General features: G+C 63.7%; 16 protein-coding genes and 1 pseudogene. 12 read left to right on the top strand and 5 right to left on the bottom strand.

What is annotated here, in order from left to right:
* Nucleotides 1-94: 94 nt before the first annotated feature.
* The 5 genes from N415_RS22430 to N415_RS31995 are packed head-to-tail and all read right to left on the bottom strand — an operon-like array spanning nt 95 to nt 3,998.
* On the bottom strand, nt 95-1,075 hold the full coding sequence (locus tag N415_RS22430) for a PDR/VanB family oxidoreductase (RefSeq protein WP_068186858.1): 981 nt from the start codon (nt 1,073-1,075) through the stop codon (nt 95-97).
* Nucleotides 1,072-2,196, bottom strand: coding sequence for an amidohydrolase family protein (locus N415_RS22425; RefSeq protein WP_068186856.1), 1,125 nt, complete (start codon nt 2,194-2,196; stop codon nt 1,072-1,074). The genes N415_RS22430 and N415_RS22425 overlap by 4 nt, the downstream gene beginning before the upstream one ends.
* A 2-nt stretch (nt 2,197-2,198) precedes the next feature.
* The gene (locus tag N415_RS22420; RefSeq protein WP_239645664.1) at nt 2,199-2,567 is read right to left on the bottom strand and encodes a Rieske (2Fe-2S) protein; all 369 of its coding nucleotides are present in this window, start codon (nt 2,565-2,567) and stop codon (nt 2,199-2,201) included.
* 11 nt (nt 2,568-2,578) lie between these two features.
* On the bottom strand, nt 2,579-3,832 hold the full coding sequence (locus N415_RS22415; protein WP_068186853.1) for an amidohydrolase family protein: 1,254 nt from the start codon (nt 3,830-3,832) through the stop codon (nt 2,579-2,581).
* 22 nt (nt 3,833-3,854) lie between these two features.
* Nucleotides 3,855-3,998, bottom strand: coding sequence for a hypothetical protein (locus N415_RS31995; RefSeq protein WP_161630339.1), 144 nt, complete (start codon nt 3,996-3,998; stop codon nt 3,855-3,857).
* Nucleotides 3,999-4,133: 135 nt separating this feature from the next.
* Between N415_RS31995 and N415_RS22410 the strand changes: the two genes are divergently transcribed.
* The 12 genes and pseudogenes from N415_RS22410 to N415_RS22355 all read left to right on the top strand — a co-directional run bounded on the left by N415_RS22410 (nt 4,134) and on the right by N415_RS22355 (nt 14,526).
* On the top strand, nt 4,134-4,838 hold the full coding sequence (locus N415_RS22410) for an FCD domain-containing protein (protein WP_068186851.1): 705 nt from the start codon (nt 4,134-4,136) through the stop codon (nt 4,836-4,838).
* Nucleotides 4,839-4,915: 77 nt separating this feature from the next.
* Nucleotides 4,916-5,725, top strand: coding sequence for an aldolase/citrate lyase family protein (locus tag N415_RS22405; protein ID WP_081665423.1), 810 nt, complete (start codon nt 4,916-4,918; stop codon nt 5,723-5,725).
* 11 nt (nt 5,726-5,736) lie between these two features.
* Nucleotides 5,737-6,234: a nuclear transport factor 2 family protein gene (locus tag N415_RS22400; RefSeq protein ID WP_161630338.1), complete on the top strand. Its 498-nt coding sequence runs from the start codon at nt 5,737-5,739 to the stop codon at nt 6,232-6,234.
* Nucleotides 6,235-6,343: 109 nt separating this feature from the next.
* Complete coding sequence (locus N415_RS22395; protein ID WP_068186847.1) at nt 6,344-7,462, top strand: amidohydrolase family protein; 1,119 nt, start codon at nt 6,344-6,346, stop codon at nt 7,460-7,462.
* Complete coding sequence (locus N415_RS22390; RefSeq protein WP_068186846.1) at nt 7,459-7,812, top strand: Rieske (2Fe-2S) protein; 354 nt, start codon at nt 7,459-7,461, stop codon at nt 7,810-7,812. Before N415_RS22395 ends, N415_RS22390 begins: the two co-directional genes overlap by 4 nt.
* A gap of 219 nt (nt 7,813-8,031) precedes the next feature.
* Nucleotides 8,032-9,522: an aldehyde dehydrogenase gene (locus tag N415_RS22385; protein ID WP_068186845.1), complete on the top strand. Its 1,491-nt coding sequence runs from the start codon at nt 8,032-8,034 to the stop codon at nt 9,520-9,522.
* A gap of 34 nt (nt 9,523-9,556) precedes the next feature.
* Nucleotides 9,557-10,672, top strand: coding sequence for an NDMA-dependent alcohol dehydrogenase (locus N415_RS22380; RefSeq protein WP_152531527.1), 1,116 nt, complete (start codon nt 9,557-9,559; stop codon nt 10,670-10,672).
* Between the two features lie 45 nt (nt 10,673-10,717).
* Complete coding sequence (locus N415_RS33385; RefSeq protein ID WP_068186841.1) at nt 10,718-11,086, top strand: hypothetical protein; 369 nt, start codon at nt 10,718-10,720, stop codon at nt 11,084-11,086.
* Nucleotides 11,083-11,457: pseudogene (locus N415_RS22370) on the top strand (nuclear transport factor 2 family protein). Before N415_RS33385 ends, N415_RS22370 begins: the two are co-directional and overlap by 4 nt.
* Nucleotides 11,454-12,500: a TIGR03857 family LLM class F420-dependent oxidoreductase gene (locus tag N415_RS22365; protein WP_068186839.1), complete on the top strand. Its 1,047-nt coding sequence runs from the start codon at nt 11,454-11,456 to the stop codon at nt 12,498-12,500. The pseudogene N415_RS22370 and the gene N415_RS22365 overlap by 4 nt, the downstream one beginning before the upstream one ends.
* Before the next feature lie 548 nt (nt 12,501-13,048).
* Entirely contained in the window at nt 13,049-14,116 is a 1,068-nt protein-coding gene (locus N415_RS22360; protein ID WP_068186836.1) for a phosphotransferase, read from the top strand.
* A gap of 11 nt (nt 14,117-14,127) precedes the next feature.
* Nucleotides 14,128-14,526 (top strand): alpha/beta hydrolase fold domain-containing protein, encoded by a 399-nt coding sequence (locus N415_RS22355; RefSeq protein ID WP_068186834.1) that lies wholly within the window; start codon nt 14,128-14,130, stop codon nt 14,524-14,526.
* Nucleotides 14,527-14,695 lie beyond the last annotated feature (169 nt).

Below are 14,695 nucleotides of genomic sequence, written 5' to 3'. Positions count from 1 at the left end.
TCCTTCTGTCACGCGGCTCTGCTTCGAACCGCCATAGAGGATGCTCTTGAGGCGATCTAAGCAAGATCGGCTTCATATATGCGATTGAAGCGTTCTACAGATCGAGCACGAGGCGAGGCGTGCGCGAGCGGGAGACGCAGATCGCCATTGACGACTCCGAATCGTGCTCCTCGGCCGACATGATGGAGTCCCGGTGTTCAGGCGTCCCCTCGAGAACTTGCGTCTCGCACGTGCCGCACATGCCCTCTTCGCAGGACGTGATCACGTCTACGCCCGCGTCCCTTGCGACCTGCACGATCGACTTATCCGACGGCACGGTGAGAGTGAGGTCGCTTCGCGCCAATTCAACGTCGAATGCATGATCCGGGTCATGCTCGATTTCCTTGGGCGCGAACCGCTCGACCTGCAGCTGCCCGACCGGCCAGTCCGTGATGGTTCTCTCGACGGCGAGCAGCAGGGGTTCGGGACCGCAGCAATATACGAGCGCCGTCGGATCGTCTAGCACCTGATCGAACGGTATGAACCCGCGCGTGTCCTCCGGGTAGAGCTCGACCCGATCGCCATACGCCTCCAGTTCAGAGGTGAACGCCATCGTCTCGAGCGCGCGACCTCCGTAGTAGAGCCGCCAGTCGGCTCCAGCGGCTGCGGCGGCCGCGACCATCGGAAGGATGGGTGTGATGCCGACGCCGCCCGCGATGAAGACGTAATTCTTCGCCGGCCTGAGCTGAAAGTTGTTGCGTGGACCACGGATTGTCACGAGTGAACCGGCAAGGAGCTTCTCGTGTACCTCGATGGAGCCCCCCCGGCTGTCGGGGGCGAGCAGCACACCGAGCCGATACATACTGCGGTCGGCGGGATCTCCCGCGAGCGAATACTGCCTGACCATTCCCGACGGCAGGAGGAGGTCGACGTGGGCACCGGGTTGCCACGCTGGCAGCGGTCCACCGTCCGGCGATTCGAGGTGCAATTCCACCACGCAGTCCGAGGCAGCAGCGCGCCGCGCGATCACAAGCTCCCGGACAAACTCGTCTGGGGACAGGCCCACCTGCAGCACGTTACTGGGCGAGTCGGTCATGCAGGCGTCCCCGCGGCGTACCGCGTGAGTGCGTCAAGTCCTCCCGTTGCAGTGAGTCGCGGGGTGTAGATCTCCGCGGCGTTGCCGAACAGCACACGCTCGCGCTCGCTATCTGTGAATCCCTCGAGCACCTGATCGGTGCCCATCGACGTCCAGTGCGGGTAGTTGCTGCCGAACATCAGCAACTCGGATGCGCGGCTGAGCTTGGCCCACACCTCGTCCGCTCCGGCCGGCCCTTCCAACCGGCTGGTGCGGAAGCGGAAATGGTGGAGATAGTCACCGGGCGGCTTGGTGAGCCATGGCACCTCGTGGCGGGCGATGGGGAAGTCTGCGTCCATGCGCCACATGAGCGTAGTGACCATGTCGTGGCCACCGTCCGCGAAGAAGACGCGCAGGTTCGGCAGACGCTCGAAAACGCCCTCCATGATGAAGCTCGCCGCGTGGTAAGTGAAGTTGATCGACTCCTGCGATGCGTAGTCGATATGCTTGCGGGGGTAGCCGACCATTGTCGGGGCGAAGTTCGCCGACGCGCCGCCGTCAGCATGCACGGCGATCGGAAGCCCATACCTGGCCGCAGCGTCCCAGATCGGGAAATAGTTGCGTTGGCCGTACGGGCGCCAGGCGTCAAGCGGCACGCCGACCTGCACCATCCGCGGGTGGTCAGCCCATCGCTCGATTTCCTCGACCGCCGTGTCCGGGTCGGCCGGATTCACGCGGATCGTGCCCAGAAAGCGTCCATCTGCCTCAGGGACGTCGAGCCACGTCTTCGACAGCCAGTCATTTGTCGCAGAGCAGATCACGCTCGACATGTCCTGGTCGGGCTGCGGCCCGCGGGTGAGCGGCATGAGGATGCCGAGCCGCGAACCGTCCGCGTCCATCTTGGCGAGCACCTTCGCCATGCTCGAGCCTGGAAGAGCGCGCGGATCCCCATCGGGACGCGCCTCCTCGAGGTATTCGCCGTAGGGCGGGATGCCGGTCGGTGCCGAGTACATCTGGCGAAGCATCCCGGGTAGCTGACGCTTACTCTTCCACGGTTCCGGAATCCATTCGTGAATCTCCAGGTCCGTCCGCCAGAACGGGGTGATGCATGTGTCGATCGCGCCTCGGCTCTTCTGATCCATTGTCACGCCGCTCCGATCAAAATGACGTTGCCGTCCTCGACGATGACCTCGTAGGTCCGGACTCTCACGCGGGCGGCGACTGCCTCACCCGACACAAGGTCGTACTCCCAGCCGTGCCAGGGACACTTGATGAATTCATCGTGCCGGGTGAAGACCTGGCTGTACGGCTTCTCCCCGGCGGAGGTCTCGCCCGTGAGGTGACCGACGCACATCGGTCCGCCCCGGTGTGGGCAGTAGTTCGCGATCGCGGTGAATTTACCCTTCACGTTGTAGACACCCACCCCGAACTTTCCGACAGGGACAAGGCGCATCGTGCCTGGTGGCATGTCCTCGACGGCAGCGACATATGTGCGCAGGTTCCTCTGCTGCAACGGCGCCATGGTCAGTCGGTCGCCACGAAGTCATCGAATGATGCCGCGGATTTCGCAGTCGTGATTAGTTGGCCGTATGAATCCATGTGCTGGGTCGCCGGCGCCTGGTGCCGGTAGCGTGTCATCGAGTCAGCCTCGAGGTCGAGGGCATCCACCGGTCGTGTGGCCGGAAGGCCATACAGGTCACACGCATTTTGGAACATCACTTTGTCACGCCATTCGGCAGGCAAGCGTGAAGCGACGTGGCGGGGGTCGTCGTAGTCCCAGTGCGGGTAGTCACTGGAGAACATCAAAATGTCCTGGCCGTTCATTGCCTCGATGATGCGAACGAGGTCGCGGGGGTCCTTCGGCTCCTCGAGCGGCTGGGTGGTGATCCGAAGCTGGTCGCGGGCGTACTCGCTGGGCTTGCGCTTAACGTGGGGAACCTCCGAGCCGAGTTCAGCCCAATACTTGTCGAGGCGCCAGAGCAGCGGCGCCGCCCAGGTGAATCCGCCCTCGACGAAGACCACCTTGAGCTCGGGCAGCTCGCTGAAGACACCGTCGAAGATGAGGCTCGCGAGGTGGGCCGCGTAGTACATCCCCCACGAGCCCATCGCCTCGATGTGGTACGACGAGTAGCCGACCGGTGTCATCGACTGCATCGACGTCTCGCGGGTGATGTGCATTGCGACGGGAAGACCCTGCGCAGCCGCTTCACGAAAAACCGCTCGGTACATCGGGTGCCCGGCCGGCGCCGTCAGCACCTCGGGCGCGAATTGGACCTGGCAGAAGTATGGGTGTCCAGCCCACTTGCGGATCTCTGCCACCGCGCGATCCGGGTCACCCGGAGAAACGCGGATGCCCGAAAGATATCGGCCGTGCCAGTTGTTCTCGGTGCCGAGCCATTCGCGCGCAATGTAGGTGTTGGTGGCCGACGATTTGGCGGACTCCCACTCCGGGTCCCACCACTTGCCGCGCGACAATGGCAGCAGCACCGCATAGTCCGTGTCGGTCTCCTGGAGCACCTGCTCCGCGTAGAGCGCCTTGTCCTCGCCCGGCCGCTTGCCGGTGATGGTTGCGTCAATTCGAGCCGATGTCGGCGGAGCATAGAAAAATCGACCGTTCTCGACGTCATGGGGCCGGTTCTTGTAGTACATCGAGCGCCACGGCTCCGGCACGTCATCGATCATTACGTCGATGAAGGTATCGGGGTGTGTGTCGGTGTCGACAACTCCGACGGTCTTGGTATCCCCAAGTTCGAGCTTCGTGTTCTTCTGTGAATTCACGTCACTTGTCCTTTCCTGAGAATCATTGACCCGGGAGCAGCAGCCGGGTCGCGGCCAGGCTGGCCCGCGACGCGTCACCGGGCTCGTCGTTGCCGTTGACCAGCAGGGGGCAGACGCCGAGGCGGACGATGGCGAGCCCAGTCGTCGCCGCACCCCCGACGGGCACGTCGAACCTCCCGAGTACGCTTTCGCTCCCGAGTAGGCTTTCGCTTGAGTGCCGCTGCCCTCCAATGGTTGTCAATCGAGCGTAGGCCCGGCGGCGCTCGTAAAACAGAATCCTGTTATCGAAGGGCGTGACGGGGTGAGCGACGAGTTTTCAGACTTCAAGGTGGGCGTTTCCCTTGCCGACAAGATCACCGAGGAGATCAACGCGGCTGGCTGGCCCGTCGGCAAGATGCTCGGCGTCGAGAGCGAACTCATGATTAAGTACTCGGTGAGCCGGGGCGCCCTGCGCGAGGCGATACGCCTAGTCGAGCAGCAGGGCATCGCCGAGATGAAGCGCGGCCGAGGTGGCGGACTGCAGGTCACCGCTCCCGACGACTGCGGGGTGGTGAAGTCGATGGTGAACTACCTGACCTTCCGGCGAATACTCCCCGAGCACCTGCTCGAGGCGCGGCGGGCGGTGGAAATATCGCTTCTGCCGATGGTGATCGACCGCATGAGCAACGAGAACGAGCGTCGACTACGGCAGTTCCTGGCTGAAGAGTCACAACAGGTGGTGAACAAGCAGGAGTCTGTTCGCGTCAAGTCGCGTGGATTTCACACGCTGCTCAGTTCGATGAGCGGGAACCCGGCGCTGGACCTGTTCGTTCGCGTCATCGAGAAACTCGTGAACAGGGCCTACTTCGCACGGCGTTCAGAGTCCGAGCATGCTTGGATCCTCGCCCAAGTCCACCGCCGTCATGTGGAGGTCGCTAACGCGATCATCGCGAAGGATCTCCCCCTCGCTGTGCGCCTTTTCGACGAGCTTTTGACCTACACCGCTGCGTTCTATTCGGGCGACTGACCGGGGTTTTTTTAATCCTGACACTGATAAACGTTCTTCGTTGACGGTCTGATCCGCGCCCACTTAGCGTATTTTTCATGGACGCGGCGGTGCGTTGCCCTCGCGAGCGAATCCGCGAACGGTTCGCTCGCGGCGAGCCGTCATTCGGTTCATGGCTGACCCTGGGGTCCCCCGACCTGCTCGAAGCCCTCACCCAGACGCCGTTCGACTATGTCGGAATCGACTGCCAACACGGCGCCATCTCGGAGTCCGACATCCCGGGCCTGCTGGGCCGCCCGACCGAGATGCCGCGGTTTGTGCGCGTGTCCGCCAACAACCCGGCACTGATCGGCAAAGTTCTCGACTCCGGCGCAGACGGCATCATCGTGCCCATGGTCAACAGCGCGGCGGAGGCGACCGCCGCCGTCGCCGCCGCGACCTACCCGTCTGAGGGCGGCAACCGCAGCTACGGTCCGATCGCCGCCTATCTGCCTCGGGAGCCGGAGGGGCTGGCGGAACGGTCGATGATCTTGGCGATGGTCGAAACAGTCGATGGTGCGAAAAACGTCGATGAAATCCTCGGGGTGCCGGGAATCGACGGCATCTACATCGGCCCGGCCGACCTCGGGATCGCGCTCGGACTCGGGCATCGGCAGTTTCCGCCCAGTGAGGAACTGTGCGAGGTGCTGACCACGTTTGTCACCGCCGCGAACAACGCCGGCAAGATTCCCGCCGTTCACGCCGCCCTCGGACTGGCCGCACCCCGGTTCTTGGAGCTGGGCTTCATGTTCATGACCCTTGGTACCGAGCGACTGCTCCTTGCGCTCGGCGCGGCTGCCGAACTGGAGCGCGCCCGCGGCGTCACCGCACCTGCGGCAGCTGTCTCCGGAATCGCGGGGCCCTATTGAACACGGAGGCATTGAACACGGAGGCGGCGCAGATCAAGAGTGTCACCGAGGTGGTCGTCGAGTACGCGCGCCGCTGGGAGGAGTTGGAGCCCGCCCGGCTCATGGAACTGTGGACGATGGCCCCCGACGTCGCGTATATCGCGGTTGAACTCGACGATGTGCTTGTCGGATCCGACGCCATCCACTCGCATCTGGCGCGAACGCGTTCCCGTCTCACGAGTGTGTCAGTCGACCTCCCGCGGCTCTGGGTGCGGCTGGTCGCCCCCACCATCGCCATCGCGGTATTCGTGACGCGCTGGGAGTTGCGCCGGGTCGAAACGAGCACGGTCAGCGAGACCCACACCAGGAGCACCGCGGTGCTTCGCCTGCGCGAAGGCCAGTGGCGGTTCATTCACTACATGGAAGAGCCGTACTACGTAGAGCCTGGGGAGACGGAGTTCTCGAACTTCCTCGATGACATCGCAAGCCCATTCCGCCCGCCCATGCCGTCGTCATCGGAGGCATCGTGACGAGCCCGCCTTTCACAACACCGGTCGATACCGTCGATCGGTCACTCGCGAGCCTCGGGCTGAGACGGTGGATTAAAGCCTACATAGTCGAAATGAAGGAGAACGCGAAATGACGGTAACGGCGCCTGTTTCATCACGAGATGCAATCGATCCACAGACCTTCTTGATCGACACCGACGTCCACGAGATTTTAACCGACAGGACGCAGCTGCTGCCGCACCTCGACCCAGTTTGGCAACGACACCTCACCGAGCTCGGCGGCGTTTTTCAGGGGCCTGGCCTGTCGATCCCCAGCATGTTTCCGTATACGACCCCCGGGGATTTCCGACAGGACTGGATAAACGACGAGGGTGGTGTCGTCCCTGCCTCCAGCGTCGAGCTCACCCGTCGGCAGTTACTGGAGGGGGAGGGCGTATCGATCGCCATCCTGAACGGTCTGTGCCAGATGTCGAACATGCCAGGCAACTACGACTACGCGCGGGCGTTGGCGTCTGCGTACAACGACTGGCAGATTGAGTACTGGCTGGATAAGGAGCCGCGGCTCCGAGGTTCGATCCATGTCGTCGCAGACGATCCAGCCCTAGCTGCCCGCGAGATCGATCGGGCGGCTGCGCATCCGCAGATGGTTCAAGTCTTCCTACCCACGATCAGCGACCGTCAGTATGGCGACCCCAGGTACTGGCCTATCTATGAAGCCGCCCTGCGCAACGACCTCGTCGTCACCTTCCACCATGGTGTGCATAGCAAAACAGGGCTCGGCTACCCTCGCACCTGGTTCGAGTGGCACAGCATGACTCCTCCCCACTCGGGACAAAATCAGATCCTGAGCCTTATCGGTAACGGCGTCTTTGATAAATATCCGGAATTGAAAGCGGTGTTCCTCGAGTGTGGCGTCGGCTGGCTGCCGTGGTTCATGGCCCGAACCGACGAGCAATACCGCGAGACCCGCATGATCATCCCCTGGGTCAAGCGCCTTCCTAGTGAATACATGCGCGACAATATCCGCCTGTCGACCCAACCGATGTCGGATATATCCCGCAGCGAGTTCTCCAGGATGATTGAAGAGACGCGTGCCGAGGACATCTTCATGTTCTCGACTGACTATCCGCACTACGACGCAGATTCGGTGCACATTGTGTTGCCAGAGAGCATGGACGAAAGCCTTCGTCTCCGTCTTCGCTACCAAAACGCACTGGCGACGTACCCTCGTCTGGCGTCACTCGCATGAGCAAGCATCAGCTTTTTCCCGAGTCGGAACTCGAGCCCGGCGGTATGCGGGAGGTGACGGTGGGGCCGACGAGCTTCGTCATCATGCGGACACGAGCGGGAGATCTTCACGCGCTGCGGAATCGCTGCCCGCACATGGGTGCGAAGTTGTCCGACGGGTTTTTCAAGCAGAAGATCGTCGCCGACGCGGTCGGCTGCCCAAGGCTCGACGACCGTGAGTACGTGGCGATCTGCCCTTGGCACGGCTTCGAGTTCAGCCCCGAGACGGGCGAATGTTCAGCTGACCCGCGGACGCGCGTACGCAGCTACAAGGTCACGGTCGAGGACGACATGATCGTCCTCGACCGCTGAGCGGCACAGCCCGTCCGACGTCCGTGATTTCAGTGTCCGCGAGAGTCGAACGCGTCGGGTCAGGGAGAGTTCTGGCTATTTCAGTTGAGGACGATGGGCCTGGGTTATCCGTTGATGAGCTCTCAAATATGAGGGTTTGAACTGCGATGAGCTTGTCGGCGGTGTTCGGGCTGGAGCACTTTATGGCAAGGCCAAATAACCGACCGGATAGGACTATGGATGACCGCGACACGAAGCCTGGAAGCACCGATCACCTCACCGGACCACTTCTTCATCGGCGGTGAGTGGGTAAAGCCGTCGACGCGCGATCGGATCGACGTCGTCGACCCCGCGACCGAGGAGGTGTTCTTTCGTGTGGCGGAGGCGCAGGTGGACGACGTGCAGCGGGCGATCGCGGCGGCGCGCACTGCGTTCGACGAGGGCCCGTGGCCGCGAATGAAGCCGACGGAGCGCGCCGAGTACCTCCGCGCGATCGCCGAGGGGCTGAGGGAACGCTCCGCCGACCTAGCCCAGATCTGGCCGCGCCAGTCGGGAGTTCTGCACAGTGCGGCGAAGGTCATCGGGGCCGGCGCCGCGCAAACATTCGAGTACTACGCCTCGCTCGCCGAAACCTTCGAGTTCGAGGAGTCGGCGACCTCGAGCACGCCGGGAACGTTCAGTTTGCTGGTACGTGAGCCGGTGGGCGTGGTCGGCGCGATCATCCCCTGGAACGCTCCGATGCTGCTCGCCGCGTACAAGGCAGCGCCGGCGCTGCTCGCCGGGTGCACCGTCGTGCTCAAGGCCTCGCCGGAAGCTCCTGGAGAAGCCTACGTCCTGGCCGAGATCGCCCAAGAGGTCGGGCTTCCACCCGGTGTGCTGAATGTCGTGACCGCGGACCGAGAGGCCTCGGAGAGGCTGGTCACCTCGCCCGATGTCGACAAGATCTCGTTCACCGGCTCGACAGCGGCCGGCCGCCGTATCGCGACACTGTGCGGCGGCCGCATCGCGCGTTACACCCTCGAACTCGGCGGGAAGTCGGCCGCCGTGATCCTCGACGACATGGACCTCGACATCGCCGCTCGCCAGCTCGCATCCGATGAATGCGTCATGACCGGTCAGGTCTGCGCCTCCCTCACCCGGATCATCGTGACGAAGGACCGGCACGACCCGCTCGTCGACGCACTCGCCGCTGCGTTCTCCGCCAAGCGTGTCGGGGACCCGTTCGACGAGCAGGTCGAGATGGGTCCCCTGGCCATGCGTCGCCAGCTCGAGCGGGTCCAGGGCTACGTCGAGAAGGGTGTCGCCGAAGGCGCGCGCCTCGTGACCGGTGGTGGACGCCCGGCGGGTCTCGACCGCGGCTGGTTCTTCGAGCCGACCGTCTTCGCCGACGTCGACAACCGCTCGACCATTGCGCAGGAGGAGATCTTCGGCCCGGTGCTCAGCGTGATTCGGGCCGAGGACGAGCGAGATGCTGTGCGTCTGGCGAACGACACCATCTACGGGCTCAATGCTTCGGTCTTCACCCCCGACATCGACCGGGCGCGAGCCGTTGCCGGCTCGCTTCGCAGCGGGACGGTGGGGCACAACGCGTTCCGCAGCGACTTCGGCATCGCATTCGGTGGCTACAAGCAGTCCGGCGTTGGCCGCGAGGGCGGGATCGAGGGCCTGCGCCCCTATCTCGAGGTGAAGACCGTGATTCTCGATGAGGCGCCAAGCGAGTGGCGCGGCTGAACCGGCGAAATACCACACCTCGAAGAGGAAAAAGGTGAGGAACCAAACTCGAGCGGCGGTCATGTTCGAAGCGGGCAAGCCCTGGGAGATCGTCGACGTCACGTACGACGATCCGCGCGCCCACGAGTTAGTGGTGAAGCTCGAGGCGGCCGGCTTGTGCCACTCCGACGATCACCTGCGGACCGGCGACACTCCGATGGGCTACCCGATCATCGGCGGCCATGAGGGCACCGGCGTCGTTGAGCGGGTCGGCCCGGGCGTGGAGCGGTTCAAGGCCGGCGACCGGGTCTTGGCGACGTTCATCCCGGCTTGCGGTCAGTGCCGGGCCTGCTCCACCGGCAAGCAGAACATGTGCGACAAGGGGCTGAACGCCGGTTCGGGTCTGATGCTCGACGGCACCTACAGGATGCGAATCGGCGACCTGGAGCTCGGCGGCTTCTGCGCGCTCGGCACCTTCGCCGAGCACATGGTCGTCTCCGAATACTCTGTGCAGATCCTGCCCGACGACATCGGGTTCGAGGCTGGTGCGCTGCTCAGCTGCGGCGTCCCGACCGGCTGGGGGAGCGCGGTGCGCGCCGGAGGGACCCAGCCAGGCGACACGGTCGTCATCTACGGTGCCGGTGGCGTTGGCTCGAACGCTGTCCAGGGCGCGGCTCTGGCAGGGGCGCTACGCATAGTCGTCGTCGACCCCAATCCGCTACGGCACGAGAGCGCGCGGGTCTTCGGTGCGACACACACGTTCGGCACGCACGAGGAAGCCCTCGAGATGGTGACCGCGGCGACGTGGGGCCGGCTCGCCGAACGCGCCATCATCACCACCGGCGTACTGACGGGCGACACCGTCGAACAGGCGCTGAGCATCGTTGGCAAGCGTGGCCGCGTCGTCGTCACGGCCGCCGGTCGGCACGACGACCGCCAGATTTCGACGTTCGGCAATCCGATGACCGCTTTCGAGAAGACGATCCAAGGCGCCCTATTCGGCTCGTGCCAGCCGCTCAGCGACCTCTCACTGCTCATGGACTTGTACCGGAGCGGCCAGCTCAAGCTCGATGAGCTGATCTCCCGCACCTACCCGCTCGAGCAGGTCAACGAGGGATACGACGACCTGTTGGCTGGGCGCAACATCCGAGGCGTCCTTCGCATTGGGTAGCGTCGGGGTCATCGACCGCGCCGCGCGGCTGGTCGGGGTGATGGGATGCGGGTGATGGGCCCGGGCATCGCCGTCAGCCCGCTGGCTGGGCAGGACGGAGTCGTGGTCGAGTCCAGCATGGACCTTGCCAAGGCCGCAATGCACTGCTGGCTGCGGGCGCAGGACCGCGCGGGCGGTGATGCCGAACTGCTCCGCGAGTACCTCGACCATCTTTCCGACCACGGTGTCGAATACGGCTTCGACGAGGCATGGCGTCAGTATCGGGCGGCAGCGGCCTACCTTGCGCTGCTGCCGGTCATGGCGCCACCTACGTGGGACGCGGTGCCGGAGCGCTCCCGGCAACTCTGTCTGAGGTTGGTGGACCGCGCCGTGGCGGCCATCGACGAGGTCGGCGCACTGGAGGTGTTTGCATGACCCGAACTGCGCGCGAAGTGGTCGAGCAGTACAACCTCGTGGTGTGGAATGAGCGCGACTTTGCACTTGCCGAGGAGCTTATTGGCGAGAACGTGATTCGCCACGACGTGGGTGAGGCTACCGTGCTGAGCCGCGAGCAGGCGGTGGCCCGCATCATCGATCACTGTGCGTTGTTCGAAACCATTCGCTTCGACCTAAACCTCGTGGTCGCCGGTGACGACGGTGAATACGTCGCGATCGCGTATCAGTCGCCGATGAAGTTGAAGATGGCACGGAGACCACCGTTGCCAGCATGGAGATCTTCCGCATGGTCGACGGGCGCATCGTCGACGTCTGGAATTGTGGGCTACAAGCAAGGAGTTTGGGTGTGACTGAGCGTGTTCTGGACGAACTGGGCTGCTACTTGCTTGCTGGAGCGGGCGGTGAAGGTCCCGCCACGCTGATGGACGAAGCGCGCCGCGGCGAGGAACTGGGCTTCGGCACCGGGTTCATCTCCGAGCGGTGGAACGTCAAGGAAGCGTCCTCGCTCACCGGTGCGGCGCTGGCCGTGACCACCCGGATGCAAATCGCGACCGCTGCAACGAACCACAACACCCGGCATCCGCTCATCACCGGCTCGTGGGCGACCACGATGCACCGCCTGTCGAAGGGTCGCTTCACCTTGGGCCTCGGACGTGGCTTGGCGGTGATATACGGCGCGTTGGGAGTACCTCCGGTGACGACCGCGCAGATGGAGGACTTCGCACAGGTCATGCGCAGGCTGTGGCACGGCGAGCTGATCTTCAACCACGATGGACCAATCGGCAAGTACCAGTTGCTGTTCCTCGACCCCGACTTCAAAGAGGACATCCGGTTGGCGATCGTGGCCTTCGGCCCGCAGACGCTGGCACTCGGCGGCCGTGAGTTCGACGACGTGATCCTGCACACCTACTTCACGCCAGAGACGTTGCAGCGGGCCGTGAAAACCGTGAAGGATGCCGCCGAGCAGGCGGGCCGCAATCCCGATGAGGTCAAGGTGTGGTCCTGCTTCGCCACGGTGGGCGACCATTTGCCCGAGGAGCTGAGGCTGAAGAAGACCGTCGCGCGGCTGGCCTCGTACCTGCAGGGGTACGGCGAGCTGTTGGTCAACACGAATGGCTGGGATCTGTCAGTGCTGCAACGCTTTCGGGAGGATCCGGTGGTGCAGTCGGTTCCGGGCGGGATCGACCACAAGGCCACGGCCGAGCAGATCGAGCATATCGCCACTTTGCTTCCCGACGAATGGCTGCAGCACTCGGCGACGGGATCGGCGCAGCAGTGCGTCGACCGCATACGCAAGGAGTTCGAGTACGGCGCCGATGCCGTCATCATGCACGGCTCCACCCCCGACGAATTGGAGCCGATCGTCAGGACATACCGCGCGACTGTCAGCTGATTACAGAATGCATTCCGCGAGATTGCAGAAGACGACGAGGTCCGCCGCTGAGGCCAGAACTGAGAGCTGGCTTGACTCACGCAGCCCACGCACTGGCGAGGGTCAAGGTTCAGGCGATGCGGTGTTGCGCTTCGGCCCTAGCCGCGTCGACTTCAGCGCCGGTGGCCGCCGCATTGGCGGCCGTGAGTCAGTCAATTGCGAAATCGGATCTTGGTGTGGGTGATGGATGAATTGATGTCGGCGAATCGATCACCGAAGGCAGCGATTTCGGACAATTCCGGTTCCAGGTGGTGGCTCTCAGCAGCTGGTGGGCTCGGTGAATTCAACGGCCGCCAACACAATCACCTTTGCCAGTGGAATGAAACTTTCGATAGCCCTGATCGGCCGGCGGCCGATACGCCGAGACCGTCGAACGCACAAGACTATCCTTATCGCACCGGTCAGGCCCGCGCGACATGGCGCTTCGCGCGTCTGGCATCCGCCTGCTCAACTGGATGGCTGTGCGGTTCGTCGACCGAGAAACACTCCGAAAGAAGGCAACTGACACTATGAGCGCCGCGAGCAGGATTCCCCGCTATCCCTCCGATGTCACCATTGCCTGGCTGGCGAGCGCCCTCGACGGCGCCGGCGCCCGCGTGGAGGTGGAGAGCATCGACGTGACACCCGTAGGCACCGGTCAGGCGGGCGCCACCTTCCGGTTGACGGTCACCTATGCCAGCAACCCCGACGGCCTGCCCACCAGCTTCGTCCTCAAATTGCCCACCGGAGACGACGCGGTGCGCGATCAAGTGACGATGGGTTACCGCAGTGAGTGCGCGTTCTATCAATCTGTCGCTAATCTGGTGACGATCCCGGCCCCGCAGTGCTACCACGTCGAAATCGCTGAAGAGGGAGCCAGTTTCGCGCTGCTGCTGGCCGACCAAGCCCCGGCCGTCCAAGGGGATCAGATCGCCGGCTGCGGCGTGACCGAGGCCCGGCTGGCGGCGTGTGCCCTGGCTGGCCTGCACGGGCCGACCTGGTGTGACGAGCGGTGGCAGACCTTCCCCGGACTGGCGATGTCGATCGTCGGCGAGGACGCCATCCGCGGCATCGGGGATGCCGCTAAGATGGCCGCAGGCATCACCATCGAGAAACTCGGCACTCGGCTCAACGCCGAGGATGCCGAAACTCTCTCGTTGGCAATGGATCTCGTGACTCCGTGGCTGCTGAACGCGCCAGATCGGTTTGCCTTGTTGCACGGTGACTACCGGTTGGACAATCTGCTTTTCGACGGTGACCGGGTCAGCGTCGTCGACTGGCAGACCCTTGGGGTCGGACTGGCCGGACGCGACCTGGCGTACTTCACCGGCACGAGCCTAGAACCCACGCTTCGGGGCGAGGCGGAAAGAGATTTGGTTGCGCTATACCATCAGGCCTTGCTCGACACCGGAGTCAATGACTACGACGCGGCGGACTGCTGGCATGACTACTTGTTGGGAATGATTCAGGTGCCGCTGATTTGCGCGTTCGGCACCGCGTTCGCAAAGCAGACCGAACGCGGTGACGACATGATGGCCACGATGCTGCGCCGTGGCTGCTCGGCGATTCGTGATCTCCGCACACTCGAGCTCATTTGACGCTCGGAGCAATGCAGATGACGGTGTACCCGATGCTCGACGATCGAACCGGTGAGCTTTCCGAGATCAAGCGGCGGGTTATATGGGGTGGCCGCGACAATCAGATCGCATGGCAGTGGTATCTGGCCGGCGCCGATCCGGTGACCGCGGCACGGGCCCGCTGTATCGACCTTTCCGGATTGCCCGCGGCATGGATCGGCGTTGGCAGCCGCGATCTGTTCTATGAAGAAAGCCGTGCCTACAGCGAACGAGTCCGCCGGGCCGGCGTTCGGGTGCATGAGGAGATTGCCGACGGCGCTTTTCACGCGTTCGACGTCATCGCGCCCAATGCCTCTGTATCTCAATGCTTCTTCGCAAGCCCGTGCCGCGCGGTCCGGCCGGGTCTCGTCGACGACCACGTGAAGTGTTAGGGCGGCCATCATGCTGAGCCAAACAGCTGGCAGCCAGCGACAAATCCCACGCCAGGGTGATGGGTCGCCGATCCTCGACCTGCGACCACTGCTATTCATCGCTGACCGACTTCTCGCGGCGATCCCAAACGCCCGGCGCGCGATTCGTGCCGACAAATCGAAGGGAGTT

It is taken from the genome of Mycobacterium sp. UM_CSW (genome assembly GCF_000455205.1).
Classification (GTDB): Bacteria; Actinomycetota; Actinomycetes; order Mycobacteriales; family Mycobacteriaceae; genus Mycobacterium.
Note: the sequence above shows the minus strand (reverse complement) of the source record. Positions and strands in the feature narration are given on the sequence as shown.